Here is a 1,706-nt window from a genome sequence, read left to right on the forward strand (position 1 = left end):
GCACGACCTGCGGGGCGCCGGCGGCGGGCTTGACGATCTGCCCGCCCTGGAAATCCTGCACGACCCCGCCGGGGACGTCGCGGCGATCGGAGGTCGGGTAGCCCAGGCGGCCCTTCTCCCAGCCCTCGTTGCCCCACAGGTTCATGAAGTCGCCCATCACCAGGTACGCGCCGGTCTCGTGCGTCCAGTAGATGGAGCCGTTTTCGAAGTGGACGTAGCGGCCGTCGCCGTCCGGCGTGGCCATCTCGCTGGTCTTCGGGTAGCCCAGCGGCGACGACGGGCCGCCGACCTCGTGGTAGCGGGCGCCGATGCGGCCCCACACGAACTGGGCACCGGTGGCCGGGTGCCAGTAGGCGCGGCCGTTGGTGAAGTCCTGCGCCACGCCACCGTTGCCGGCCTCGTACTCCGGCGACAGGCACGAACCCATGTTGTCGAAGTTCTTGATGCGATCGCCGATGGCTCCGGACACGACGCAATTGGCTCCGCGGTCGTCGTCGGAAAGCTGGAGGGCGTCGGCCAGCTGCGGCCAGGACTGGTTCATCTCGAACTGCCAGTACGGCCAGGAGTGCGTGCCGGAGTCGCGGATCTTCAGGGTCAGCGGCACGTCGGCGGCGCGGGCGCGCTGCGCGAAGGTCTCCGTCGTCATGCGGGCGATGACCTCGAGGCCGAAGCCCGCCGTATTCTCCGGGATGCCCGGGAGGCTCTGCGAGGGGACGTCCCACTCGCCGGTGTTGCCGCTGCCAGCCGACGCGTAGAGCGAGATGCCCTTCAGCGCCTCGACGTTGAGCTTCGGATCATTGTCCTTCCAACGCTGGTCGGTGGGCGGGCCCCACATCTTGTTGGCGTCGTAGCCGCCGGCCTCCTGCATCGCCCGGCCGATCGCCTGCGGCATGCCGCGCGACGACGTATCCAGGTAACCGGAGTAGCTGCCCGCGAACCGGAACAGCTCCGGGTGGTGCGCCGCCAGGTTGAACGCCGCGGTGCCGCCCATGGACAGGCCGACGACGGCGCGGTCCTCGTTGGCGCGCCAGCCCTCGCGCAGCACGGGGATCATCTCCTGGATCAGGAAGGACTCCCACTGGTAGTTCTTGCCATTGTCCGGCTCGTTCCAGTTGGTGTAGAACGACGACTCGCCGCCGACGGGCATGACCACGATGACGTTCTTGTCGGCGTAGTAGCGCTCGATGTTGGTCTCGAGGACCCAGCCGTTCCAGTCGTCGCGGGCGCGCATGCCGTCCAGGTGCCAGACGGTCGGGAACGTGCGGCCGGGGTCGCGGTTCCAGTCGCGCGGCAGCAGCATGTCCACCTTGACCGGGACGTCCGGCATGGCGGCGGACTTGATGTGCAGCATCACCCGGCGCTCGGTGAGCCACTGCACCTTCTCCACCTCGACGTTGCCGGGCAGGTTCGGCAGGTTCTGCTCGGTTTCGCGGATGGGCGTCGGTTCGCGGCCGGGCTCGGGCGCGGGGGTCCACAGGGAGGACTGCATCGGCAGGACGGTGCGGTCGTCGTTGCTTGACGACGACCCCTCGCCCGCCGCAGGAGCCGCGGAGCTTTCCGGCGCCGCCGAACTCGTGGCGGACGTGGATTCGGAGGCGGCGTCGGACTTCGCCGCCCCGTCGGATTCCGCGGGGGACGCCTGCGCCGGCGCCGCGGCGAGGGTCAGTGCCAGCGGGATCGCCGTGAGCGCGGCGAGCACCCGGGAC

At 69.9% G+C, this 1,706-nt stretch carries 1 protein-coding gene; it reads right to left on the reverse strand.

The features are described 5' to 3' along the window. The coding region (locus tag GX015_RS09080) for an alpha/beta hydrolase-fold protein (RefSeq protein WP_291344536.1) at nt 1-1,706 on the reverse strand (1,706 nt) is incomplete at both ends.

The sequence above is a fragment of the Corynebacterium sp. genome (assembly GCF_012837295.1).
Classification (GTDB): Bacteria; Actinomycetota; Actinomycetes; order Mycobacteriales; family Mycobacteriaceae; genus Corynebacterium.